Origin of the sequence: Nostoc sp., assembly GCF_036916575.1 — a bacterium.
Classification (GTDB): Bacteria; Cyanobacteriota; Cyanobacteriia; order Cyanobacteriales; family Nostocaceae; genus Nostoc.
Genome location: NZ_JBALGC010000024.1, coordinates 23516 through 44617 on the forward strand (window position 1 = coordinate 23516; position 21102 = coordinate 44617).

General features: G+C 41.3%; 15 protein-coding genes. 6 read left to right on the forward strand and 9 right to left on the reverse strand.

The genetic code is table 11. The features are described 5' to 3' along the window. The first annotated feature begins 170 nt into the window (after positions 1-170). Positions 171-725 carry a hypothetical protein gene (locus V7L29_RS06930; protein WP_334691526.1) on the forward strand — a complete coding sequence of 185 codons (555 nt, stop codon included), beginning with the start codon at positions 171-173 and terminating at the stop codon, positions 723-725. Positions 726-733: 8 nt separating this feature from the next. Here the strand turns inward: V7L29_RS06930 and V7L29_RS06935 are convergent, their stop codons facing one another. The 4 genes from V7L29_RS06935 to V7L29_RS06950 form a co-directional block, all read right to left on the reverse strand. Next, on the reverse strand, positions 734-1879 hold the full coding sequence (locus V7L29_RS06935) for a histidinol-phosphate transaminase (RefSeq protein WP_334734958.1): 1146 nt from the start codon (positions 1877-1879) through the stop codon (positions 734-736). 176 nt (positions 1880-2055) lie between these two features. Then, a complete protein-coding gene (locus V7L29_RS06940) occupies positions 2056-2691 on the reverse strand; it encodes a YqiA/YcfP family alpha/beta fold hydrolase (protein WP_334734959.1) in 636 nt (211 codons plus the stop codon). A 326-nt stretch (positions 2692-3017) separates the two neighbouring features. Further along, the gene (gene gor / locus V7L29_RS06945; protein WP_334691529.1) at positions 3018-4394 is read right to left on the reverse strand and encodes a glutathione-disulfide reductase; all 1377 of its coding nucleotides are present in this window, start codon (positions 4392-4394) and stop codon (positions 3018-3020) included. Positions 4395-4861: 467 nt separating this feature from the next. Beyond that, the gene (locus V7L29_RS06950) at positions 4862-6226 is read right to left on the reverse strand and encodes a FecR domain-containing protein (protein ID WP_334734960.1); all 1365 of its coding nucleotides are present in this window, start codon (positions 6224-6226) and stop codon (positions 4862-4864) included. Positions 6227-6789: 563 nt separating this feature from the next. Between V7L29_RS06950 and V7L29_RS06955 the strand changes: the two genes are divergently transcribed. Further along, the gene (locus V7L29_RS06955; protein ID WP_334734961.1) at positions 6790-8094 is read left to right on the forward strand and encodes a hypothetical protein; all 1305 of its coding nucleotides are present in this window, start codon (positions 6790-6792) and stop codon (positions 8092-8094) included. A 60-nt stretch (positions 8095-8154) separates the two neighbouring features. On the opposite strand, the gene V7L29_RS06960 is transcribed toward V7L29_RS06955, so the two are convergent. Further along, entirely contained in the window at positions 8155-8976 is an 822-nt protein-coding gene (locus tag V7L29_RS06960) for a sulfurtransferase (RefSeq protein ID WP_334734962.1), read from the reverse strand. Positions 8977-9614: 638 nt separating this feature from the next. Between V7L29_RS06960 and V7L29_RS06965 the strand changes: the two genes are divergently transcribed. The 4 genes from V7L29_RS06965 (at position 9615) to V7L29_RS06980 (ending at position 13723) form a co-directional block, all read left to right on the forward strand. Then, entirely contained in the window at positions 9615-10847 is a 1233-nt protein-coding gene (locus V7L29_RS06965; RefSeq protein ID WP_334689675.1) for a response regulator, read from the forward strand. A gap of 159 nt (positions 10848-11006) precedes the next feature. Beyond that, entirely contained in the window at positions 11007-12356 is a 1350-nt protein-coding gene (gene glmU, locus V7L29_RS06970) for a bifunctional UDP-N-acetylglucosamine diphosphorylase/glucosamine-1-phosphate N-acetyltransferase GlmU (RefSeq protein WP_334734963.1), read from the forward strand. A gap of 217 nt (positions 12357-12573) precedes the next feature. After that, complete coding sequence (locus V7L29_RS06975) at positions 12574-13257, forward strand: hypothetical protein (protein WP_334734964.1); 684 nt, start codon at positions 12574-12576, stop codon at positions 13255-13257. Between the two features lie 271 nt (positions 13258-13528). Further along, the gene (locus tag V7L29_RS06980) at positions 13529-13723 is read left to right on the forward strand and encodes a hypothetical protein (RefSeq protein ID WP_334689678.1); all 195 of its coding nucleotides are present in this window, start codon (positions 13529-13531) and stop codon (positions 13721-13723) included. A gap of 32 nt (positions 13724-13755) precedes the next feature. Here the strand turns inward: V7L29_RS06980 and V7L29_RS06985 are convergent, their stop codons facing one another. From V7L29_RS06985 to V7L29_RS07000, 4 genes are all read right to left on the reverse strand, one after another. Then, positions 13756-14709 carry an isoaspartyl peptidase/L-asparaginase gene (locus V7L29_RS06985; RefSeq protein ID WP_334734965.1) on the reverse strand — a complete coding sequence of 318 codons (954 nt, stop codon included), beginning with the start codon at positions 14707-14709 and terminating at the stop codon, positions 13756-13758. Next, complete coding sequence (locus V7L29_RS06990; RefSeq protein ID WP_094350216.1) at positions 14709-14903, reverse strand: DUF2256 domain-containing protein; 195 nt, start codon at positions 14901-14903, stop codon at positions 14709-14711. Before V7L29_RS06990 ends, V7L29_RS06985 begins: the two co-directional genes overlap by 1 nt. 362 nt (positions 14904-15265) lie before the next feature. Further along, on the reverse strand, positions 15266-18322 hold the full coding sequence (locus tag V7L29_RS06995) for a hypothetical protein (protein ID WP_334734966.1): 3057 nt from the start codon (positions 18320-18322) through the stop codon (positions 15266-15268). A 30-nt stretch (positions 18323-18352) separates the two neighbouring features. After that, positions 18353-21100 (reverse strand): tubulin-like doman-containing protein, encoded by a 2748-nt coding sequence (locus V7L29_RS07000; RefSeq protein ID WP_334734967.1) that lies wholly within the window; start codon positions 21098-21100, stop codon positions 18353-18355. Positions 21101-21102: the final 2 nt, after the last annotated feature.

Sequence of the window (21102 nt, forward strand, 5' to 3'; positions counted from 1 at the left end):
TCATAAAATATAATCACTCAATTACTAAACAATGCCTATTTATTACTATCTTAGTTAAATTGACCAAAAGACTCTTGATAATAAAAGAATTCAAAAACCTGATTTGACATAACAGCTTGTTACGTTTTGAAGTGCATACTACTACCAAATTCGTTGAAAGTTTAAAAAACATGGATAGCGAACAGCATCGGCGCTATCAGACCTCTATGGTATCAACTTATTACCCTGAAACTAGTTTCCTTGACTCTCTTGTCATGCAAGATGGAACTGAGCAATCGCAAGGCTCGGATATCCTTACACGTTTACACAGTGGAGAAGTTTTCATCGTCAATAGTCGTAGACGAAATGGATTGATACTCTTTAAACGCTACCATGCAGAGTTTGCTGGGCCTGGGGCGGCTGTGGGTGGGGATTATGATTGTGATTGCCAAAGGGCATTGCCCATAGGTAATCTGTCTTTATTAACTCTCGAATCTAATGAAGAGCGCCAGAAGGCTTACAAGATTAGGCGACAGTGGATTCGATTGATTAAACAAATTACAGAAAACCCAGTACCAGGGCAACGAGTCCAGAAAATTCTCGATCAATTTGAACAATACTTTCCACCAGAAATAGTGGCTCTTCTGCCAGATGTTGCTTTTGCTCTTTTAGTGGGTGTGCTGCCACAAACAGTGGGAATAGTACGCCGTTTAGGCAATGAGGTAGACAGCCGATTTAATTACTGAGTGAATTGCTAAAGTTCCAAATTTGCTAAAGCAGCTTGGACTCGATTAACGGTGCGGGTGTTTTCCTCTATTGTTCCTACAGTAATTCGCAATCCTCCGCTAATGTGTCGCACATGGGTGCCGAGTGTTCTAAGTTTCTGGTGGAAAGTTTTTAACGCAGTATCTTGTGAATTAAAGGCATTTGGTTTAAGACGTAGGTAAATAAAGTTAGCAGCACTTGCGGTAATTTCTAGTTCTGGTTGCTGGGATAAAACTTCGATGAGTTTAGCTCGTTCACTCAGAGTTTGGGGAATTGATGAAAGTAAGAGTGTACGGTTTTGTAAAGCAACTAATGCTGCTGCTATGGAAAAGCTGGGGAGATTGTAGGGTAAGCGAACTTTTTCTAAAATGGCGATCGCTTCTGGATGACCAACGCAATAGCCAACACGGAGAGCTGCCAATCGGAAGGCTTTAGAAAAAGTACGTAATATTACCCAATTGGGATGCTGTGCTAATTCATCTACTAGGGTAGTTTGGCTAAATTCAAAGTAAGCTTCATCAATTACTACCAAAATATCTTCGCTCAAACATCTTAACCATGCCAACTCTGCCACAGTTAAGCTATTGGCAGTCGGCGAATTGGGATGCACTACGAAAACTACACGAATCGGGGGATTTTGAGTTTGTTCGATGGCAGATTGTGCGGCGTTTATATCAATTTCAAAATTTGTTTCATTTCTACCCACCGCCACTACAGGAATGCTCAAAGTTTGTGCCAAAATTCCGTACATAGAGAAAGTGGGATTGGCAACTAGAATTGAACCTTCTCCTCCTAAACAGGTGGCGATTAGTAAAGAGCGGATCAACTCATCTGAACCATTGCCAACAGAAATATTGGTCGCAGTATTGGATAGGGAGAGATCGGCTGATTCATTAACGTATTCGGCGATCGCATCCTTAAGTGTTTCGTGTCCGCCATCAGGATAACGATTTGTTTCAATTACTTGCTGATATGTCCAGGCCAGCTTCTGTTTTAACTCAGGTGGTAAATCATCGGGGCTTTCATTTGTATCCAGCCGATCAAACTGCGCGGGGACAGAATCGGCTGTATCGCTGCTGGGGTGGGGTTTGTACGCGGTAAATTGTGCTAAATCTGACCGGATGAAGGGAAGCATATCAATTTTGGATTCTAGATTTTAGATTTTGGATTTTAAATCAATCCTGTTCACAAAAGACTTATTTTCCCTTAACCATCCTTGATAGTGGGTGAATATAGCCTGCTTGGATCTACGAGTTAAGTAGTACTTACTGAAAAATATTAGGTTAGGTCTGAGTTTAATATTTTACAACTTCAAGGTAACTGGCAAAAGAGGCAAATTGCCTGCCAAATTTCTTCCATAACATTACCCAAGGCGTGATCACTGTCGAGTTCGACTAACTCCACCCAAGGACGCGAATACGCAAAGTCACGACTGGCTTTGATCGGAATGACTTCATCCTTTTTACCATGCAAAATTAGGGTAGGGATAGGACGTTGTAAAAGCTTTTCTTGGTATTGGGCAGCATCTGTAACGAAATCGTAACTTAAAGGAAGCGATCGCTGCTCTCCATAGTGGTAGATCATGAGAAATTTTTCCTGCTGCCAACGCTGTATTTGCTCATCCCCTAGCTTGGGCAACCAATGGGATAAAAACCCAAAAGCGGGTGCTAACAGCACCAGACGTTGTACTTGTAAATATTGCTGACCCAAGTGAGCAGCGGTCAAACCACCCAAACTTGACCCAATAAGTGTTACTGGCGTAGAATCATTGTTGAATTCTGCAGCAACTTGAGTGATCTGACGAGTGATTGTCAACTGCAAAAAATCACTAGCATTTAAGTCGGGAATTTTCAGCTCTGTCTTAATTTGGGCAAAGCGATCACCTATATTCCGCGCTTTAGCAGAATTAGGACTGGAAGCAAAGCCGTGAAGATATATGTAGTGCAAGGCTGTAAATAGTTAGAAGTGAGGAGCAAAGCCGGAGACGCTCCGCCTCCGGTTAGGAGTTAGGAGTGAGGATTGGGAAGTTAACCCTGTTTTGTCACTCTCGAAAAACAACAATCTCAGCAAGATTCTGAAACTTTGATTTAATCAAGCTTTGAGCCAATATTATCTAACAGTAACTAAAATTTCTAGCCAAAACCTGGTGATTAAAGTCCCGAAGGGCTTTCAGCGATTGGCTTCTCCCAAACTAATAAAAGAGAGTTAAGAATTTTAAGTTTTAAGTTATGAGTTTTTTTCTTCAACTCATAACTCTTAACTCCTAACTCTTATTACCGCATTGTGACAAATTCCTCTGCGGCTGAGGGATGGATACCTACAGTGGCGTCAAAGTCTTTTTTGGTCGCGCCCATCTTGAGTGCGATCGCCACACCTTGAATGATTTCAGCTGCATTTTCACCCACCATGTGAGCGCCCAGCACTTTGTCGGTATTGCTATCAACCACCAACTTCATCATTGTCTTCTCTTGCTTACCAGTTAAACTGTGGTACATGGGGCGGAAGCGAGTGCGATAAATGGTCACAGCATCACCGAGTTTTTCCCGTGCATCGGCTTCTGTCCAGCCGACTGTAGCGGCTTCTGGGTTAGAAAATATTGCTGTGGGTACAGTTTCGTGACTGAATTCGCGGCGGTTATTCCCAAATTCACTATCGGCAAAGGCGCGACCTTCGCCAATAGCCACGGGAGTTAAATTGATTCGGTCAGTGACATCGCCAACAGCAAATATATTCGCTTGACTAGTTTGACTATATTCATTGACTGCGATCGCACTTGTGGTAGGGTATCCAGGCCCTTCGATAGAACTAGCGACAACATCAACCCCAGCGTTTTTTAAACCTAGCCCATCTACATTAGGAATCCGACCGGTCGCTATTAAAAAGACATCGGCAATTACTGGTTGTTGATCATCCCCTGATAAAGTCAGTTTTAACCCTTCTGGCACACTTTCAACTGTTTTTACCACATTATTCTTAATCAGCCGAATTCCGTGGTTTGTCATCCCCTCTTCGATTTCTATACGGACATCCTCATCAAACCCGTTCAAAATCTTTTCACCTCTGGTAATTTGTGTCACCTCAGAACCCAAACCGCGCATAATACAGGCAAATTCCGTGCCAATATAACCAGCGCCAATAATAACGATGTGTTTCGGTTGTTCTTTTAGATGAAAGATTTCATCAGAGGTAATGCCATGTTCCATCCCTGATAAATCTGGTTTGACGGGACGTCCCCCAACAGCAATTAAAATTTTGTCTGCTGTAACTTTACGTCCATCAACTTCTACGGTGTGGGGATCTAGCAAGGTGGCGCGACTAGGAATTAGTTCCACTCCGGCTTTTTCTAAAAAGCTTATATGTAGTTGCGACAGTCGCCGAACTTCCTTATCTATAGATGTAATGAAATATTCCCAGTCCAACTCTGCATTACCCACTTTCCAGCCATAGCCTGAAGCGTCACTGAATAGTGCAGGAAAGTGAGAGCCATAGACCATGAGTTTTTTGGGAACGCAACCGCGAATTACACAAGTGCCACCAACTAAATCATATTCAGCGATCGCCACTTTTGCGCCAAAGCTAGCTGCCCGTTTGGAAGCCGCCAAACCTCCAGAACCCGCACCAATTACAAACAGGTCGTAATCAAAAGTCATAAATTTATATATCTCTTTAGCAACAAGTTAGTTCCTGGGAACTTACACAGAGAATGTGATTGAACTATAAAGCATATCCAGTTAACCCTACATAAATCCTATCCTTGATTTAACCTAGCGTTAGCAGACGTTCTCTGGTTAGAGGGAATCTTACTATTTGCTTTGACGGCAATAGAGACAGAAGTTAACACTGATTATAGTTCTGCATCTGGCGCTGAGTATAAATCTTTGCACCTACACTGTTGGAAAAACTAAGTTTATAAATTATTCCTACAAGTCTGAAAGTCCTAGTAAGGTCATGTAGTTCCCTCTGTCCTGAACAAGGGCAAATCAACTGATGAGACGTTCTAATACAAGTTACCTCAGCAGTTTGATGTGGTTAATATTTCCGAATAGTTTGAGAGGGGTTGCTGTTCCCGTTTCAGTAGGCGGTGACTCCTAAGCATCGCTTCAGTTCTGGGAGAGTTTCAAGTGGTTGGACGATTGACTGGAGGAATTACTGGCGGATTTACCGGAGCAATTACTGGCGGATTTACTGGAGTGATTACTGGCGGATTTACTGGAGTGATTACTGGCGGATTTACTGGAGTGATTACTGGCGGATTTACTGGAGTGATTACTGGCGGATTTACCGGAGTAATTACTGGCGGATTTACTGGAGTGATTACTGGCGGATTTACTGGAGTGATTACTGGCGGATTTACCGGAGTAATTACTGGCGGATTTACTGGAGCAATTACTGGAGGTTCGACTGGAGTAATTACTGGCGGATTTACTGGAGTAATTACTGGCGGCTCGACTGGAGCAATTACTGGCGGATTTACTGGAGTAATTACTGGCGGCTCGACTGGAGCAATTACTGGCGGATTTACTGGAGCAATTACTGGCGGATTTACTGGAGCAATTACTGGCGGATTTATCGTCCTACTAGGGTTATTATTGCCGGGATGTTGCCCAGTATTTGACAGGACTTGTCCTCCTTGTTGAAAAGAATTTAATAGGGAATTATTTTCACTAGGCTCTACTGGGGAATCTTTTGTAATAATGTCGTTGCTAGACGAATTAGAAGCACTAGGGGTTAACTGTAAAAAAGATGGGTTTTCAACTACTCCCTCACCTGTTATGGGCGACTGTGTGTTCAAAGCCGCAGCAGTTTCAGCTTGAACGCTAGCGATCGCTGGGTCGGCCGTAGGCGTAGGATTTTGCCTAGTCAAATCAAGTCCCCGAACCATATCGCTCGTTTCATAAAAATTTCTGAGATCAAAATCGTATAACCCCTGAAATTTACCTTTAACTATAACCATCATCTGTCCTGCTTGCAGCGCCTGAGTTTGAGAAGCTTCCTTATTAGAAACTTCAATGCCGCTATTTGTCAGCGCACCCACAATCGTGGTATCCGTTTGTTGGTTGTAGCGTACAAATAATGCTGAACCACGAATTGCTGCTGCTGCATTTGGCGTTTGTATACGTGTTAGCCCCCTTCCAGATGGGATTAGCAGCAATGCGGTTCCGTTTGACAGTTTAAAGTTGCGAGTCTTTGGTAAAAATTGAAATAACGCCTGTTCCCCAATTCGTGCCACAGAACCGTCATTAAAGCGTAAGAATGCTTTGGAAGCTTGACCCGTTGACAATCCATCCCCAGGAATCATTGCATCTGATTTACGTGCAGGACGCTTCTTGAGTTTATCTTTGGGTATCAGTTGTACTATGTTGAGGAGGTACTCAATCTCTGCTCGCGTCAGAGGAGTTATGGCACTTACCCGATTTGGCAAAGGCAGTACTATAACTCCCCATAAACCAATCACTAATAGTGGAAATGATTTATGAAACATAATTTGATAATTTGTAGACTTCAACTAATACTAAAAAAGTTAAAGGTTTAAGCTGCTGCTAATTGGTAGAGTAAGTTTTTTGAAGTAAAATTGTTTAGATTTTACTTGACATTTAATACATAAAATAGACAACAAATAACCGATGTGTTTACTTTATTTAACTTTTTCTTCTGAAACTGACATTGTATACAATAAAGTCTGTGGCAAATTTCAAAGTTAGTACTTGACAGAAACAATTAAATGAGAAGTACCTTATAGATAATCCTTTCTAATTACATCAGACACAGGGTCATCAATTATGCAAGACAAGAATTTGTTAAAGAGCTGTTGTGAAATGACTCACTGGCTGTATTTAACTAAAGTTCAACAGAAATTTGCTCGGAGCATCTCAGTTTTGCAAAAAAGTCTGGGAAAAAATCCGAAAAGCAGCAATTTTAGTTTGTAGTTTCAGTATATACCTACAAAGTTAAAATAGATGCACTCAATTGTATATTCTGAGTCGGAACTTTCGATACAGCTTGTAGGTCTATATTTGCCAAACGCGATCAACGCGATCTAACCAGATGCGACTCAAGAACTGGAAGAATTTGTTTTTTTGTATTTTGTTAGCTTCCAGTGGTGGAAGCTGGTGTTGCATTAGAGTAGATGCGGTAGAATCTGCAAATACAGATATTTGGCGTCCTAAGAATTTAACAAACACACAGGTAAATTATCAGCAATTATGTCAGAAGTTGGAGCAAGAGGCAATTAACTCTTTGTGCAAGCAGTCCAGTGAGTTACATCCTTTAGACTCCCAGATGCCGTTAAATCTGGCACAGCAAACACCACAAACAACTCAAGCCCCAGACCAAACCGAAAAACCTGAAAATATTCAAAAACAAAATGACCCGCCACAGCTAGAATCGCAGCCAAGTAATTTGCCTATATCTTCTCCAGACTCAAAAGAGCAACTGTTGAATGCACCACCTCAAATAAATCAGTCCCAAAGGCTAAAGAGGCTAATACAGCTGCTGCAATCGCCAAAAGAGCCACCTGGGTCTGATAGCAATCGCGAATTGGGGTTGCGTGTGCGGTTACGACCCTTAGAACAGCAGCCACCCCCACCAACAGAACAATCCGTAGTTAGCTTTAAACCCATAGGCTATCTACAAGCTCATGTAGGCTACTTCCAAACAAATAACATTTTTTCTTCAGATGATAATCCAATAGAAGATGGTTTCATTATTTCTGGACTGACGTTAGCCTCTGCATATTTTCCTTTGGGATCTAAGACTTATTTAAACGGTTCAATTGATGGTAATCTCATTCGTTATATGAACCAGTCACAATACCATTACAACCAGGTAAGATTCAATCTTAGTATTTACCAGCAGCTATCGCAGCGAATGTACGGAGAAATAAGTTGGAGCAATCAACAGTTATTTTATGCCAACAACAGCGATCGCCTTGATAGCTTTAAAGCAGGCGATCGCTTTTTAAATGAGATTTCCCTCGAACTGTCTTTAGGACGGCGAGATCCCTTAACTTCAAGATTAACCCTAGATAGCTTCTACGAATTAAGTGTAAATTTTGCTGACCCCCTAAGTCGTGATCGGATAATCAATTCCTTTTGGGTATCTTTGAACTACTACTTGCAAAAGCCTCTCCAGGTTGGTATTGACTACCAGGCGAACTTTTCGGACTTTACACAGCGCGATCGAGAAGACCAACTTCATCGGCTATTTGGGCACTTAAATTATCGAATATCTGATACCAGTAATATGAATGTGCAGGCTGGAGTAAGTTTAGGTAGTTCAACCGCCGAAAACATTGATTTTGATGGCTGGTTCTTCAGTATTAATTATAGTTTCCAATTAGGTCAGTTTTGATAAGAGTTAGAAGTTGGGAGTTAAAAGTTAGGAGCAAAGCCAAAGACGCTCCGCTCCGAACTATAAATAGGAAATCCAATCACTCCAGCTGCCAGCATAAAGTTTACCCTTGTTAATGCCAGCTAATTCTAAAGAAAGTAAATTCACACAAGCAGTAACGCCGGAACCGCAATAAACCAAGATTTCCTCGGCTGTTTCTAACTTTTCCCACCGACGGCTTTGTTCTGGTTGAGGGAGTAGGTAGCCGGAAGAGTCTGTAACTTCTAGCCAGGGATAGTTGACTGCACCGGGAATATGACCAGCAATTTTATCAATTGGCTCTCGTTCACCTCGGTAGCGATCGCTTTCTCTTGAATCTACCAATACTACCTCGTCGCTCTCTTTTCGGCTTTTCACCGTTATAATATCTACCACCTTTTCTGTTTGTACTTGAGCTACAAACGTACCTATCCGGCAGAGAGGAATAACATCTGTAACAGGATATCCAGCTTTTTGCCATCCAGCAAAGCCTCCATCCAATACTGCTACTTGCTCATGTCCTAGATAGTGCAACAGCCACCATAGACGAGCCGCAAAGGCAAAGCGCGAATCATCATAAGCTACAACTAAACTTTTTTGGTAATTTACCCCAATCGCCGCAAATTTGTTAGCTATATCATTAGGCTTAGGTAAAGGATGTCTCCCGCCATGCTTACCCACTGGACTGGAAAGATCCTGATTCAAATCTAGGTAATATGATTTTTCTATATGACTTGTTTGGTACTGCTGTTGTCCTAGTTGTGGATCGGCTAGAGAAAAGCGACAATCCACAATAACGACTTGCGGATCTTCTAAATGTTCAAACAGCCAAGCTGGCGAAACAACAAATTGGGTATTGGGCATGGGACATTAATTATTATTTAGTTTTATTTATAAAATGTCAGACTTAGAGAATTTTACACCCAAGCTAACAGCAGATGGTTCTTTTTTAGTCGCATATTTACTGTGTTGGGTACTAGATATAGCTCAAAAGCCCAAGTTTTTATAGTACATATGTATGATGCGTAAGTTCTATTACTTTCCAGATACTCAAGCAATGAGTTTTTACAAGCCAAATAGCTTAATTATGTGGTAGTATTCAATATTACATACTATTGGACAGTAATTAAGTATTACTATAATTGAGTAAGTTTCAACGTATACGCCTAATGATTACCATAAAAATTTGAAATTTAAAACCCTATATCTCGATAGAAAGTTAGAAAATATAAAGCTTTCTGGAGCCGCTAGGTTAAAAAATTTCCGTAAAAAGCCTGATTTAACATTTGTGCCAATTCATCATACTGGAATTAGAAGCAAAAAATTTGACAATAAGATACACCTTGTTCGTAACATAAAAAATACATGCTGCGAAAAATTCAGATAGTCAGCTTGACATCATGCATAATCCCTATGAAAACTCTGGCTTAGATACAGTCAAATATTAAATTTGTTTTTGAAATTTAACACTGTTAACTTGTGCAAAAATTTGGAGTGCCTTTGTGATTCAATGGAAATCCAACCATACAGGCTTTACAGAACAAATTGTTAGTGGGTCAAACCCCATTAGCAGAGTAAAGAGTATCGGTTCTAATCATGCCGTAGGATCGCAAAATGCGGAGGGTTATTCTTTAGGCTTATCTCAACAAGACCTTATGCTTGAAGATAGCCAAGCAGTGTCTTCTTGGATAAAAACTGATGTTAATTGTGGTGATGATCCATTGGTCTCTAGAACACTACAAGCCAAAGGTTCTAAAGTGAATGGGTTTGATTTAGATCCGCCGAAGGTTTTAATCGTTGACGATCATGCCGCCAGTCGCATGACTGCTGTTGCCCTCTTGGGGATGGAAGGATACGAAATGATTGAGGCGGACAGTGGTTCCATTGTTCTAGGATTGGTAACTCAAAAACAACCAGATTTGATTTTGCTGGATGTGATGATGCCAGGAATGGATGGATTTGAAGTGTGCCAATTGCTCAAACAGGATGAGCAGACTAGGCTAATTCCAGTGATTTTTATTACGGCGTTAAATGACAGGCGATCGCGCATTCGGGGAATTGAAGTTGGGGCAGATGATTTTCTCACCAAACCCTTTGATCGTATGGAACTGGCGGCGCGTGTAAAGTCCTTGGTGCGCCAGAAGCGTCTGAACGAAGATTTAGACCATGCCGAACAAGTACTATTTTCCATTGCCATGTCGATTGAAAGTCGCGATCCCAATACAGGTAACCATTGTGAACGCCTGGTAAAATTGGGACAAGTTTTTGGTGAATACCTCAACCTCTCACGCTACCAAATTCGAGATTTGATGTGGGGTGGTTATCTCCACGATATCGGCAAGGTGGGTATTCCCGATGCAGTGCTGCTGAAAAAAGGCGAACTCACCCCCGAAGATTGGCAGATCATGCAGCAGCACGTTTTGATTGGGGAAAAAATCTGTCGGCCACTACGCAGTATGCGGGGTGTAATTCCCATTATTCGTCATCACCACGAACGCTGGGATGGCTCAGGCTATCCTGATAGACTCAAGGGGAATGATATTCCCTACCTGGCGCAAGTATTTCAGTTAATTGATATTTACGATGCTCTGACCAGCGAACGACCTTACAAAAAAGCTTTTACTTCAACAGAAGCACTTTCAATGATTCAAGAAGAAGTTGATTCCGGTTGGCGTAATCCCAAACTAATGCAGCAGTTTACAGAGTTTATTCGCTCTTGTCAGGAAAAACTTTAGGGAGTAGGGGATTTTGTTGCTGCCCTAATAAATAAGAATTGGTATTATCCTGACTCATTGTATATTTCAGTCTTCTATGATTAGCTGGTATGATTTGAGCCTACATCTTAAAGTATCAACAGCATTAATCACAATTTCACTGATAGCTAATAGCTAATTATGGTAGTTGTAGCAATTCTAGCGGCGGGACGCGGCACACGGATGAAATCACGCTTACCCAAGGTTTTACATTCTTTGGGTGGGCGATCGCTAGTCGAGAGAGTTCTCGAAAGTGTAGAACCACTTTCACCCTCACGGCGAATCGTGATTGTGGGGTATCAGTCCGAGGAAGTGCAAGCCGCCATGCATTCAATTAAGAGCTTGGAGTTTGTCGAACAGACTGTGCAATTGGGGACAGGTCATGCCATCCAGCAATTACTTCCTTACTTGGAAGACTACACTGGAGATTTGCTGGTACTTAACGGCGATTTACCGTTGATACGCACCCAAACCCTCCAGCAGATGTTACAAACTCACGCCCGAAATCAAAACGCCGCCACTATTCTCACCTCGCACCTACCCGACCCCACGGGCTATGGGCGAGTTTTTTGTAACGATGAAAATATTGTGCAGCAAATGGTCGAACATAAGGATTGTACTGCTGCTCAAAGACAAAATCACCGGATTAACGCTGGAGTTTACTGCTTCCGCTGGCAAGATTTGGCAAAGGTGCTGCCCCATCTACAGGCAAACAATGCCCAAAAAGAATACTATCTCACTGATGCTGTGACTCAGGTCGGACAAGTGATGGCAGTAGATGTGGAAGATTACCAAGAAATTCTCGGCATCAACGATCGCCTGCAACTGGCAACAGCATCTGAAATTTTACAAAAGCGAGTCAAGGAAAAATGGATGCTAGCGGGTGTCACCTTCATTGACCCCACAAGCATCACTATTGATGAAACAGTAGAATTACAGCCGGATGTAATTATTGAACCCCAAACTCACCTACGGGGAAATACTGTTATTAAAACAGGAAGTCACATTGGCCCGGGGAGTTTAATTGAAAACAGCCAGCTGAGTGAAAATGTCACGGTACATTATTCAGTGGTAACAAATAGCACTGTGCAGGCAGGAAGCCGAATTGGCCCATATGCTCATTTGCGCGATCAGGTACAAGTGGGTGCTGGTTGCCGTGTGGGGAATTTTGTGGAATTGAAAAAAACTCAATTAGGCGATCGCACGAATGCAGCACATTTGTCGTATATAGGTGATAGCGTTGTCGGCAATCAGGTAAATATTGGTGCCGGTACAATTACCGCCAATTATGATGGCGTCAAGAAACATCGTACCAAAATCGGCGATCGGACTAAAACTGGTGCCAATAGCGTTTTAGTCGCTCCACTCACCTTGGGAGATGATGTCTACGTCGCAGCTGGTTCCACTGTTACAGAAGATGTCCCTGATGATTCTCTGGTGATTGCCCGTAGTCGTCAGATAGTGAAACCTGCTTGGCGGAAGAAAAGTTAAGAATGTAATTCTTCTTTCTGCTTCTGCTTCAAGAGAATACCACGTTCTTTAACAGGCAACTGTCGGTTGCCTCTAACTTCCCTACTAATAATAATTATTCCTATGATAAATAAACATTTAATTTGCTGAAAATCATATCTGATTGCGGTCTTGCTACATTCCACTCTTATTCAGGCTCGTGAATATTTAAATGCGTTTGCCTTGTACTTACTACAATATGACAAATTACCATCCAATCACAATCGTTCAAAAAATCTATCTCACAGATTTTACATTATTATCTCAACACCCTAAAATCCAATATTTATTGGAAGCTCCTTATGATTATGTGTTATATGAATTTTATGACCCAATTTATGAGATTATTTTTCATCCTGACCCAGGAATTAGATATCAACAACATAGAGATATAAATCCTGAAATACATGAAAAAGTTTCCCAGGTAGTGAATGAAGAAGAAAGCTTGTTACAACCCCTTCATGATCAATCTAAGCGCGACCGTTACGGGTATCTTATTGGTGGTAGTCATATAATTTGGTATCGAGTTGAAATAAATTACGAATTAAAGCATTACGATTTTAGAAAACCAGCAGCATTAAGCCATAAGCTTATAAATTTTTCTTGTGATAATCAATCTCATCAAATTGTCTTAACAACTCAATTAAGAAAAAACACTATAAAGACGAAGGAAAAATATGAGAATGTTATAACAGATTGGTTGAATTGGGTTAAAATATTTGATAAGATTGAGTCTATTGGAGAAATAAATTATCAAGAGAATAATGCAAATTTAAATATAATATTTAAAAGAAGTAAGTTTGAGGATTTTTTAGTAATACTAACTATCATGTTAAATGAAAAACTTGGTACTAGTATTCTTAAAAAGATTTGGATTCATTAATTATATTAAAATTATCCATATTAATACCTTCGCCATATTTATTAATGACGGTTTGACCATTATTTTTATGGTGATACGAGAAAGTTAACCGTCAAGAAAAGCTTTTTTTATAGGACTTATGCAGAAATCACCAAAAAGCTTAATTTATCGAACCGCCAAGATGCCAAGAGCGCCAATAATCGTAGAGTGTGCGTAAGTTCTATTTTAGATAATAAAGCTTCTATTATGATAAATCGATAAAAAATAGTAGTTTATTTTTATAGAAAATACGGTGCGTGAAATCAACAAAATAAACAAGCGCCGCAAATCCGGTGGTTTTTACTTGAATCAAGCAGAATTAATCGATATTCTGCAACAAAGATATCAAGTGGCACTGAAAAGAGCGGCACTAGAAGCTTTTGTTCGCACAGCGTTCCGCAGGAAGGGGCTTTATGAAGCCCAAAAATTAGCCGCAATGGTTGATTAGCAAGAAACTTTAGCCGAAGCGCTGAAACTGATTCAACAATAGCCGATCAGTTCGTTGCCAGTCCATTCCAAAGTATCGCCAATTTTTTCGCCATCGTGGTAGGCGGCGAGTAAGATTTCGCTAGTTTTACCCCAAGCGATCGCTCCACTGACATCTAAGGCGATCGCTCCCAAATCCCGCTTGTTTCGGTGGGCTTCCCCAAAGGATCGCTGCATCGCCTCCTTCAGGGACATACCATCAGTCACACGCACTACAATCCGTGGGGCTAAACACTCATCGATGATATCTTCGCCAATGCCAGTACAGCTAACACCAGCATTACTAGTAGCATAATTTCCTGCTGGCATCGCAGAATCACTTACCCTACCAATCCGCTCAAAGCCTTTACCACCTGTAGAAGTGCCAGCAGCTACCCTAGCATAAGCATCTAAAGCGACCACGCCGATGGTACCGCGTCCAGCATTACTGGTTTCTAAGATTTCCGGTTCTGCTACCACGTTAGCCATTGTGCTTTGAAAATTATCCTGGCGCTCTTGTATCCACTCTTGTAACCGCAAATCAGTTAAAGCATTATAGCTGGGAAGTTGCATTTCCCGCGCCAACTCAGCCGATCCGAAATCTGATAGGACTCGATCTGGAGAGTTTTGTAAAAATTGTGCCAACTCAATGGGATTTTTCACCCGCGAGATATTAATCACACCACTAAATCGCCCTGATGCGCCATCCATCAGGGAAGCACTCATGCGGATTTGCCCATCAGATTGCAGTACTGAACCAGTACCAGCATTAAAGCGGGGGTTATCTTCGAGCATTTGGCAACCCTGCACCACCGCCTCAGAGGCAGTTGCTCCGGATAATAGCAGAGAATAGACGAATTCTACTACTGTATGGAGCGATCGGCGCACCGCCTCCAATCCGCCTTTTCCGTGGAGAGAACTACCAGCCCCCCCATGAATAATTAATTTAGGTTGCACGTGTGACTCCATTAATCCCTTGCGCTATTTGCGTCTGTGTTGCGGTTAGTTTCATTTTGAGCTTCAGAACGGCGACGACGACAACGTTCTGAGCAGTATTTCACATCGTCCCAGCAATCTTGCCACTTTTTACGCCATGTGAAAGGACGTTGACATACCGGACAGATTTTTGTAGGTAGGTCAGATTTAGAACGAACACGTCCCATATGAATACTGTGTATATAAGAATTTGATTTCTCAGAGAGATGGAAAATAATTATAACCAGTTTGCTACGAAGGGAGGATACTTTCAGCGAACAAATATATTGTCAATCTATCTTTAGATTTATTTTTAGCTCTCTTTGACACAACTTACGCACAAGCAACGCCAAAACGAACCACGTTCGCGCAGCGCCTCGCAGAGAAGGAAGAAAGAAGAGAAATTAAAGAATTTATTTACTTATCAAAGTTGACTTGACAGACTACTATTTTTTTCCTTTGCGTTTGCGTCCTACCCTGCGGGAAGCCGCTTTGCGTCTATGCGGTTCGTTTCTTGATCCCCTTAAATTTAATGGGACAGACTAATAGCCTAATTCAGAGGGTTATACTCCAAGAGTAAATGATCTAAAAGCTTAACTTCGTAAGGATTTAAATCTGAAGCAGATGTTCCCAATTCCTGTAATTTATGATAAATCAAATCACGTTCAAATGTTTCAATACGTTCTTGTAGGTTTCCATAGAGTTCCTGAAAGATAAACTCAGTTGCTAAAGCTGAGGTAATTTGTTCTCGATTTTTGCCAATTGACCGACTGTTAAATTGATAATCACCTTGAGAATTCTGGGTTAGTAGCCCAAGAGCGATCGCTAACAGCAGGGTTTGATAAGCTAGTTTTAATTCTCTACTAGAACCAATTTCTTCTGGGATTAAATCGGGAATGTTTTCGTCTGGCTCGATTTGTTCGCTCTGAGTCCGTTCATAGCAATCTTGATAATACTCAATTTGACTGAGAAAATAAGCCGGAAAACCCAACGAACGAGTCAAAATACACAAACGCTGCTCATCTTCAGCTACCAAGGCGGTTAAACTACAACTAAATCGACTGTAAAATGCAAAAACTTGTTCTTTATCTTTTGCTCCCACCCACAGGGTAATCTCTCGTTGAGAGGTTGGGTTTAAGTTAATGTCAATATCTTGAATTCGCAGTAACAAATTAGCGCTATCATAAAGTTGATTCAAACGCAAATTAGCTGTATTAGCGGCAATTAAATTTGATTGCTTTAATACTTCGCCAATAGACAAATTACCCAATTGCTCAAACTGCTGGCGAGCAAAGGGGATAAGTTGGTTCTGAAATTCTTCAGCAGAAATTTTCCACGATTGAGAACGGCTAACCTGTTCTTGAGTAAACTTTTCAGTTGGTAATGTGGAAAGGAAACTTTGGTAATAAGTATCAATATCCGCATCAGTTAGAACTGTAAGCCGAATTTCGGAAAACTTTGTGGTCGCTCGATCGCGTTGAGCAACCAAATTATTGTATATCTTAGAGAAATCGGATAGAGTTTGACGTAAGGTTTCAGTTCTTTGTTTAGCTGTTTTAATCAAATAATTTAACGCCTCGACACGGAGATTTTGGGCGTATAAATCGTACTCTAACTTTAATTGTTCATTATAACTGCGACGCAATTCTACGGCAGTTGCTTTAATAGTGCTTTCTAAGCGTTTAATTTGTTTCTGAACCTTCTGAATGCGATCGCGAATATTAGTACTGTACTTCAGCCAAACGATACCCAAGTAAGTCAAAATTATTACCGCAGTCCAAAGCAGATAAGTAACTAAGTTAGCCCAAAACTTTTGCAATAATAGCCATAGTGTTGATTGGCTGAAAATTCCGATTATAATCAGCAAGGCTAATAAAGCACCAGTAACCAAGGTAGGATAAACGATCAGATACTGCGATCGAAAACGGTTTTCTTCTGTTAGTAGTTCATCTAAGTTATCTGTGGCTTTTTCGAGTTGATTTTCAATGGCCGTTAAGTGGTTCTGAGCTACAATGATCGCAGCTTCGGCTTGTTCACGAGCGCGAGCGATCGCCATAAAGCGGATTTGTCGAGCTTGTTCGATTTCGGTATTTAACGCTTGACGATAGTCAGCAACTGCTGTTTCTAGCTGTTTCTGAGTTGTTTGTAACTCTTGCAGTTGTTCTTCAGATTTTCTTTCAGCTAAACCATCTTGTAATTGTTGCTGGCGCAATTTTAAGGATAGAACTTGGTTAAGCAGCTTTTGAGTGGCTTCTCGATCAATTGTTACTTGCAATCTTGAGTCGAGAAATGCTTCAGCCGCACGCAGTTCTGTAACCAGATTCTGGGATTGATCGCCAATGGCATCCGTTTGCAGTTCCAAATACAAAAAGGTCAATATGTTTAATAGTCTAACTCCTTCATGTAAGCCTCTAGGTGTAGCATCAATATAGCGATTTATACTGCGATCTAAGAAGTCGGTTAAGTTTCCTTGTAGTTGTTTGCAACACTTTTCTAGCGTGCGCTTATAGGAAAGTAGCTCTTTATTTTCAAACTGTCGATAAGCACGCTGCAATTCCATCCCATATTCTTGCGCCATCCCAGGATGGATGTCGATACGCGGATTAAAATCTTGCCAAACTGGTTTGCCGTTGTCTCGTTCTAATTGCAGAAAAGCATTACTAAAATATTCGCTGAGGACAAATTCTTTGGCATCTAACAGACATTTACGGCTTGCTTCGGGAGTGAATTCTGCCTTCGGTAAAAACTGCTCCATAATAATATCGGCAGCTAAGGCAGCACTCAAACGATTAATAGTTGTTTCTCCAGCGAAAAACAATTCTCCATAACCAAATGAACTGTAAGCGGGTATTTTCCCCCGTACTTTTTGTACGCCAATCAATAAGCCATTGGTTTCCGGTTCCACGGTCAGAAAACCTGCCAAAGCATCAGCATAACTAGGTAAATTATCCCTCAGTCCGCCAATTCGCCCGTCCATTAGCCAGCAGTTATCAAAAGGCGGTACTTTTTGAGCACCTTTAATCACAACTCCACTGGTCATTTTGTAATCTAACTCTTTCAGGAAGGCGTAAGCAGCACCGTAATCAGCAATTGTGGCTTGGGAAAATAACCCTGGCAGTAACAACAAAGCTTCTAAGCTGTAAGGAATATTGGCAAAGTAGTTAGAAAATAGCCAACGAATCAACCGTACTATGTCAAAGACTACTCCCCTAGCAAATTGATTGCTGACTGACAGCATGAGATATACTTGATGGCTGCTGCTGATTTCCACTCCTTGGCGTTTCGCTGCGATCGCTTCTTTTGATTGACTAGCCGTTTTCAATAATTCAATCAGTGCAGTTTGGATCTCGCCAGTCGCTTCACTGAACTGGGTACGAATTTTGGAAACATAAGCTTGTTTACTATGAGTTTGAGCCAGATCAAAACTCGTGTCAGCAAACCGATCTAACTCGCTACTAAAGCCAAAAGCTTGACCATCCCAAGTTAAGGTATAAGTTTGAATTAAGCAGCTTTCGGCGGCTGGAAATTCTTGGAGTTGCCGTTTAATGGCTGCACAAAAAGCGGCACTGTGAGGATCGAGTGCAAGTAAAATAGTTGGTTTTGGCATGGGAACACTCTCAGAGTGCAAACTATGGGGCTAAATAATCACATCTAAATCTTCCAGGTAAGCTTCAATTTCCTGGATTTCCATTTCTACCTGTTCTTTAATCTGGGCATCAACCCTGCCTCCGTTTAAAACCTGATTCAGGTGATTGATGTAGTTTTGCAAAGTAAATTTAGCTTTGTCTTGGTCTTCGTGGGTAATAAGCTCAACTTTGTCAGTAATTTCTTTAACTAGAGGCAAGTTATTTTTAAAAGCTCTAAATGCTGACTTGCGATCGCTTCCCAAAGGCAAAACTCCGCCCTCTAATCTTTTCGCTTGTTCTGTAGAAACGAAATATTTCCTACCCTGATTGACAACCAATTTATATGGATCGGGTGCTAAGGCTAAAGCAAACCAACGCAACGCCCCACCATCATCTTCTGGAGGAATTAAATTGGGTAAGTTAGTCCAATTGCGATGCAGGTGCTTAAAGACTTTATTCGGATCTAGGTAAGCTGACTCCATATCCCTCATTCCGTTGAATGCAAATAAGGGAACACCAATTTCGACTCGAAACAGCATCACCTTATGGGGTTCACCTGTTGGTACAAAAGAAGGATTATTATTTCCTTTAGGCAAACGACTAGAAAGAGGCGGATCGCTAAAAATTGTGTTGTTGCTCTCTACTCCGTAGTAATAAAATTCTGTAATCACGTGCTGCTGTTGAACGGGAATTTCCGTTTCTTCATACTGCCAAAGAGGAACTGCAAGTTTGCCAAGTTGTTGCAAATCTTGCCCTGCATCTTCGGGATTACTATCTGCTAAAACCTGCTCAACAGTCATACTGGTGAGCGGATAGTAAGCTTCATCGACAAATTTTAGGATTTCGTTCTTAACATCTTCAGCTTTTTTATCAGACCAATTCGTTAAAGTTTGAGACTGTTCTCGATACCAACGGATAAAATCTTCGCCAGTCACTTTGGGGCGTTTTGATTGGAGATTGATGCGCCCAATGGTATGAATAAAGGGATTATCGTTACTTCCTTGACGGTTAACCTCGTGATAACTCTGTTCTAAATCTCGATAAACTTTATCTAAGTTGCTATGTAGACGGTGACACTTTTCCTGGATTTCCTCTACTTTAGCCCGCAGTACACCATAGAGTTCAGCCGCTCTATCACAACGTTTCCAATGTAAATAAGTCTTCCACTTTTGGTCAGCCCGTTCTTTGTATCTCTGACAAGCTGCTTGGATAGTGTTTTTATTTGAGAACCAAGTTTCTGCGGCTTCTTTAATTTTTTCTTCTTGTGGTTCTAATTTCAAAGCATTGAAACTAGATTGCGCCTCTTGCGATTTGCGCTGTACGCTCTGCTGTAATTCATCTAGCTTTTGGGAAAGTTGGGTTAAAAATTGCAAGGTATAAGCTAGTCCATTAGGACGGTTGAGACTTCGCTCCCAGAAAGTTGCGATCGCAGCAGTTGTAGTCTGTTGTAAGCGATGAAAATTCAATCCCAATTCTTGAGCCGTCCGTTGTTCAAATTGATCTAGCTGTCGTTTGTAGAGTTCTTTGATGCTTGGTAAAGCAGTGCGATCGTAACGGATTTCGCCAATTCTAAATTCGGGTTTTATTTGTCCGCCGCGATCGCTTTCAGTCAACGCATTCAAGACAGTAGTCGCTTCTGCTAACTTGCAATCTTCTAAAAACCGGGCGATGTCGCTTTCTAAATCGATTACTGGAGTAGATGCCATTAACTGATTCTTCAGCAAGCTTTGAGCATCTTCTAATTTCATCCGCTCGTATTGCTGTACTGGCAGAGTCAGGGTAGCAAAGCCAAAACTACAGTAATTTATATTGCGCCCTCGAACTTTTTCACCATTTGCCAGATAAGCGCGAATGTTATCAGCAACGTTAGCAGCGTCTAGACCAATTTGAGAACCAATTTGGATGTATAAGCCATCTGCAACTAAATTTTGCAAATCGTCTGGACGACCGACTACAGTTCCATTTTTGTTAACCCCGTCAATTAAAAATACAGCATCAAAAGGAGGGTGATCGGCTTTGATTTTTGTGACACCATAATCAATCTCAATGCTATTAGATGGTGACAATCCCCAAAAATGTTCGATTTCTTTGAGAGCGCCATAAGCATTAGACTTCACCAAGTGAGTTTGGGGAATATTGGCAAACACTCTGGGTAAAACAAATACCCCCGTAATGTTAGAAAAATTATTGAGATGTTGCCGTGTTAAAAAAGCCGTATCTAAGAATGTACCACTCCCCGTCCCACCAGCTAAACTGCCAACAATAAAAACTTCGACACCATCCCGATTGGAAACTTGATAGTTATCTGAAAATGCTTGTTTATTGGCGCGAATTTCGCGGACAGCATTGATTGCTTGAGAAATTAAACTTTTAATATCGCCTACTCTGGCAAATAAAGCGAGCCGTCCCCGCGCCCGAATCTGTCCAGCACCATTGATTAGGGCGTTTGCTGGAATGTCCCTAGGCCACCATTCTGCGATGTGGTCGTTACGTGTTAGCGGTAGTGGATTTGCAACAGAAATTGCATAAAGTTCATTAGGTTCTAAGAAAACCTTAGTTCCATCAGGTGATTTTTCTCGTTCTTGGATATTTTCAGTAGTATCAATAGAAATAAAACGAATAACTTCTGGTACTGAGCCGTAAACATCTATAAATCGCTTTTTAAGTTTAAGTACGACTTCATAACCCGTTCCTCCTAGCCCGATAACAACAGTAGGACGAAAAACAACTGTGGGACGCACAACCGTGGGACTTAACATTC

Excerpts from the sequence above, each read along its gene's own strand:
- V7L29_RS06955 (WP_334734961.1), top strand. The coding sequence starts at position 6,790 with ATGCGACTCAAGAACTGGAAGAATTTGTTTTTTTGTATTTTGTTAGCT.
- V7L29_RS06960 (WP_334734962.1), bottom strand. The coding sequence starts at position 8,976 with ATGCCCAATACCCAATTTGTTGTTTCGCCAGCTTGGCTGTTTGAACAT.
- gor (WP_334691529.1), bottom strand. The coding sequence starts at position 4,394 with ATGACTTTTGATTACGACCTGTTTGTAATTGGTGCGGGTTCTGGAGGT.
- glmU (WP_334734963.1), top strand. The coding sequence starts at position 11,007 with ATGGTAGTTGTAGCAATTCTAGCGGCGGGACGCGGCACACGGATGAAA.
- V7L29_RS06975 (WP_334734964.1), top strand. The coding sequence starts at position 12,574 with ATGACAAATTACCATCCAATCACAATCGTTCAAAAAATCTATCTCACA.
- V7L29_RS06985 (WP_334734965.1), bottom strand. The coding sequence starts at position 14,709 with ATGGAGTCACACGTGCAACCTAAATTAATTATTCATGGGGGGGCTGGT.
- V7L29_RS06935 (WP_334734958.1), bottom strand. The coding sequence starts at position 1,879 with ATGCTTCCCTTCATCCGGTCAGATTTAGCACAATTTACCGCGTACAAA.
- V7L29_RS06990 (WP_094350216.1), bottom strand. The coding sequence starts at position 14,903 with ATGGGACGTGTTCGTTCTAAATCTGACCTACCTACAAAAATCTGTCCG.
- V7L29_RS06995 (WP_334734966.1), bottom strand. The coding sequence starts at position 18,322 with ATGCCAAAACCAACTATTTTACTTGCACTCGATCCTCACAGTGCCGCT.
- V7L29_RS07000 (WP_334734967.1), bottom strand. The coding sequence starts at position 21,100 with ATGTTAAGTCCCACGGTTGTGCGTCCCACAGTTGTTTTTCGTCCTACT.
- V7L29_RS06950 (WP_334734960.1), bottom strand. The coding sequence starts at position 6,226 with ATGTTTCATAAATCATTTCCACTATTAGTGATTGGTTTATGGGGAGTT.
- V7L29_RS06930 (WP_334691526.1), top strand. The coding sequence starts at position 171 with ATGGATAGCGAACAGCATCGGCGCTATCAGACCTCTATGGTATCAACT.